This is a genomic window from Oscillibacter sp. CAG:155, assembly GCA_000436875.1.
GTDB lineage: Bacteria > Bacillota > Clostridia > Oscillospirales > Oscillospiraceae > Oscillibacter.
The window spans coordinates 1-4,138 of sequence record FR890861.1 but is presented as its reverse complement, the minus strand read 5'-3'; the positions used below and the strand labels follow the sequence as shown (position 1 = coordinate 4,138).

The window sequence follows — 4,138 nt, the reverse complement described above, 5'->3', positions numbered from 1 at the left end:
CGGAGCTGTGGGACTGCAGATATGCCGTGATATCAAAGTCCAGAAGGGGCGTGTCCCGCTTGAGGTACAGCGGGTGATGGGGATGTCCGGATTTCAGGGGCGGTCCGGCGGTGAACCAGCGGGCTCCCACAGCGGCGCCGTCGGCGGCAAAGTCCCGCATGCAGTCCATCAGGTAGTCCCGCTTTTCGATAATGTTTCCCCAGGCGGCCCAGACGGCGGGGCGTGGAGAAAGAGAGAGCAGATACCGGAAGGCCTTCCGGTTTTCCTCATGGAGGGCACTATTGCAGACCGGTTCCATGTCATCGGGCCGGGTGGCCCGCTGGGCGTAGACGTTGAACATCAGGAAGCTATCGTATCCATTGGAGAGGGCAATGCGCTCCACGGACTGCAGTGTGGGGTCCAAAGCGTCCGGCGCGGCAGTGGAGGGGTTGATGCCCACGCAGATCAGGGGATTTTTGCCCCGGGTGCCCAGAATGTACCGGTATTCCGAATAGGTGTTGGGGACATACAGCCAGCGGTTCACGTCATAGGCCGGGGACGGCTGGAGGGCGGCCTCCAGCGCGGGCTGGAACGGCTCTAAAACAAGGGTATCGGTGGTTCCCTGGGGAATGTGCATGGCGGGCCTCCTGTTTCGCGTTTTTTCTCAGAATAGCACATCCGGCGGCGGATGGCAACCGGCCGGAACGTGGATGGCATCCGCTGGGGAAAACAAAACGTGCGCAAAAACCGAACTGGTTTCTGCGCACGTTGTCTGCCATCAATGGGATGTGCTCAGGCGTTGCGGAAGCGGGAGAGGAAATCCTTGGTCTCCTGCTGCTGGGGATTGCCGAACACGTCTGCCGGGGCGCCCTCCTCGCAGATGACGCCCTGGTTCATATACACCACATGGGTGCTGACGTCCCGGGCAAAGGCCATCTCGTGAGTCACCACCAGCATGGTCATTCCGTCGTTGGCCAGGGCCTGCATGACGGAGAGAACCTCGCCCACCATTTCCGGGTCCAGGGCGGAGGTGGGTTCGTCAAAGAGCAGGACTTCCGGGTCCATAGCCAAGGCACGGGCGATGGCCACCCGCTGCTTCTGGCCGCCGGAGATCTGCCGGGGCTTGGCGTTGATGTAGGGGGCCATGCCCACCTTTTCCAGGTAGTCCATGGCGCTCTTGCGGGCGTCCTCCTTGTTCTTCTTGAGAACCTTGATCTGGCCCACCATGCAGTTTTCCAGTACGGTCATATTGTTGAAGAGGTTGAAGGACTGGAACACCATTCCCACGTGGGAGCGGTAGTTGGCGGCGTTCACGCCCCGTCCGGCCACGTTTTTTCCGTGGTAGAGGATTTCGCCGCCGGTGGGGGTCTCCAGCAGGTTGATGCAGCGCAGCAGCGTGGACTTGCCGGAGCCGGAGGCGCCGATGATGCTGGTGACATCGCCCTTTTCCACCGTGAAGTCAATATCCCGCAGGACCAGGTGGTCGCCGAAGGACTTGGAAAGATGCCGGATCTCTAAAATCGTCTCACCCATATCAGCGCTCTCCTCTCGTACTGCCGTTGCGGTTTTTCAGGGCCTGCTTGGTGCGCTCCTGGTACTCCTTGCTGTGCTCGTCGAAGGGGGTGCCATGGTCGGGGTGGGTATAGGTCCCGGCGGTCATGGTGAGGGAGTCGGCCTGGGCCAGCTCGTAGTTGCTGCTGCCGTCCAGATGCTTTTCCAGCAGGCGCAGCAGGAAGGAGGCAATCAGCGTCATGGTGAGGTAGCCCGCCATTTCCACGGTGGCGGAGGGGAAGTAGAGGTAGCTGGCACCCACCGCTGCCCGGTGCGCGGAGAAGAAATCCGGGAAGCCGATGATGAACATCACTGAGGTATCTTTCACATTGATGATGAAGTTGTTGCCGATCTGAGGCATGATGTTGCGGATGGCCTGAGGCAGGATCACGCTGACCATGGTCTGCACGTGGGTCATGCCGATGGCCATGGCGCCCTCGGTCTGGCCGGGGTCAATGGAGATGATGCCGCCCCGGACGGACTCAGCCATGTAGGCGCCCGTGTTGACGGACACCACCACGATGGCGGCAGCCCAGATGCTGTTGAACTTCACGGCATTGTCGGTGAAATAGGGCAGGCCGTAGTAGAGGAACACCGCCTGAAGCACCATCGGGGTGCCCCGGAAGACTTCCACGTAAATGCGGACCACGGCCCGGATCAAGGTCAGAAAGAACCGTTTGACCGGCGGGTCATTCTTGGAATGGGGGATGGTGTTGAGCACACCGCAGACAAAGCCGATGATACAGCCGATCAGCGTGGCCACCAGCGCCAGAATCAAAGTGTTGCGGATGCCGGGCAGATAGTGGGAAGTGCCGTATTTGGACCAGAGCTTGACAATATCGGCTCCCAGTTGGGCAAATTTCTCCATGGGAACAGGCTCCCTTCGGTAAATAAAAGTTGATGGCAGTGGAAGGAGGCGAGAGAACCTTCCGTTCTCCCGCCTCGGGTCGATGATTGGGTTTGTGGAATCAGGTCTCGGTCATGGGCTGGACGGAGATGGCCTCGTCCATCATGGTGTTGAAATCATCCGCAGTCATGGTGGAGAGCACGCTGTCAATGGCGTCCTTGAGCTCGGTGTTGCCCTTCTTGACGGACACGCCGATGTTGATGTCCCCCTCGTCCACCTGGAAGTTGTCGTCAGAGTCGGAGAAGTCCAGGATCTTCATGTCGGGGTAGGCAGCCACGGCGCCCATGGCGGTAGGCATATCGGTGCAGATGAAGTCCACAGTGTCGGTCTCCAGCGCCATCAGCATGGCGGGAGCGGTCTCCGCAGCGGTCTGGATCTGAGCGCCCTCGATCTGGGGCAGGCAGGTGTCATACCAGATGGTAGCGATCTGTGCAGTGCAGGTGCCGCCGGAGAGGTCACTGATGCCCTGGGCGTTGGCAAAGGGGCTGTCCGCCTTGGTGACGCAGACGATGGAGGCGTAGTAATAGGGGCCGGCGAAATCCACCTGCTCGCTGCGCTCGGCGGTCATGGACTGACCGGCGATAACGGCGTCAAAGGTACCGGTCTGCACACCGGGAACCAGGGAGTCCCAGTCGGACTGTACGACTTCCAGCTCCCAGCCGTTAGCCTCGCAGATCTTCTTGGCCATCATCACGTCGTAGCCGTTGGCGTAGGAACCGGGGACGTTGGAGATGGGCACAGCGCCGTTGGAGTCATCGCTCTGGGCCCAGTTGTAGGGAGCGTAGGCGCACTCCATGGCGATGGTCAGAACGCCGTCCTCCACGCCGGAGCCCGTAGAGGTCTCCTCGGTGGTGTCGTTCTGGGCATCGGTGTCGGCGGTGGTGTCCTCGGTGCTGCCGCAGGCAGCCAGGGACAGGGTCATGGCCAGTGCCATGAGCAGGGACAGGAACTTCTTCATTTCAATCACCTTTCCAGTTGAAATCTTTGGCGCGATTCATCCCGCGCCGGAGGATAAAAAATGGACCGCTCTGTCAAGCGGTCCATGGGAAAGGCGGAATGACGCAGAAATTCCGACAGCCATTGATAGCGCTTCACAAAGTTTTTGTGACAGTCCGGCGGGTATTTCCCGACAGCCCAGCATCCCGAAGCCAGGCAGCTTCGAAACACTTCGGCGATGTCCCCTTTCCCGACCGGCGGCTGCCTGTCCTTGCTGGAGGGTACTGATGAACCTCGCGCCTCTATCTAAGCGATCCAAGTTTGATTGGTATCGTATCACGCCTGTGGGAGGCTGTCAACAGGAAAATGGAATTTTCTGAAAATTTCGTGATATTGCATGCAAAAAATGTGGAAAAACTCGATGGGGCTATGGTATAGTAATAGCACTCTGCGCGTTGGAGCGCACGGACAAATGAGGAGGAATGGCATGGAGACACTGGAATTTGCCATCTTGGACTGGATTCAGCAGCACCTGCGCTGTGATTTTTTGGATGTGATTCTCCCGGCGGTCAGCTGGATCTGCAATCATGGAGAGGTGTGGATTGTTCTGGCAGCGGTGCTGCTGCTGCGGAAAAAGGAGCGCTGGTTCGGTGTTTCCGTGGCGATTGCCCTGATCTTGGATCTGATCTGCTGCAATTTGATTTTGAAACCGCTGGTGGACCGGGTGCGGCCCTTTGCGGTGAATACGGCGGTGGAGCTGCTGAC

The 4,138-nt window shown here is 59.3% G+C and carries 4 protein-coding genes, 1 pseudogene and 1 riboswitch; of the genes and pseudogenes, 1 reads left to right on the top strand and 4 read right to left on the bottom strand.

The genetic code is table 11. From position 1 onward, the window contains the following. From QZL67_RS02845 to QZL67_RS02830, 4 genes are all read right to left on the bottom strand, one after another. The coding region (locus tag QZL67_RS02845; RefSeq protein WP_292919730.1) for a DUF1643 domain-containing protein at nt 1–616 on the bottom strand (616 nt) is incomplete at its 3' end. A gap of 155 nt (nt 617–771) precedes the next feature. Further along, entirely contained in the window at nt 772–1,512 is a 741-nt protein-coding gene (locus QZL67_RS02840) for an amino acid ABC transporter ATP-binding protein (RefSeq protein ID WP_022289265.1), read from the bottom strand. 1 nt (nt 1,513) lies between these two features. Then, nucleotides 1,514–2,398: an amino acid ABC transporter permease gene (locus QZL67_RS02835; RefSeq protein WP_022289264.1), complete on the bottom strand. Its 885-nt coding sequence runs from the start codon at nt 2,396–2,398 to the stop codon at nt 1,514–1,516. A gap of 100 nt (nt 2,399–2,498) precedes the next feature. Beyond that, nucleotides 2,499–3,395, bottom strand: a complete 897-nt coding sequence (locus QZL67_RS02830) for a transporter substrate-binding domain-containing protein (RefSeq protein WP_022289263.1) — start codon at nt 3,393–3,395, stop codon at nt 2,499–2,501. A gap of 118 nt (nt 3,396–3,513) precedes the next feature. Continuing rightward, nucleotides 3,514–3,686: riboswitch (Lysine riboswitch) on the bottom strand. A gap of 174 nt (nt 3,687–3,860) precedes the next feature. Here QZL67_RS02830 and QZL67_RS02825 point away from each other — a divergent pair. Next, a pseudogene (locus QZL67_RS02825) lies at nt 3,861–4,138 on the top strand (phosphatase PAP2 family protein); the annotation flags it as partial.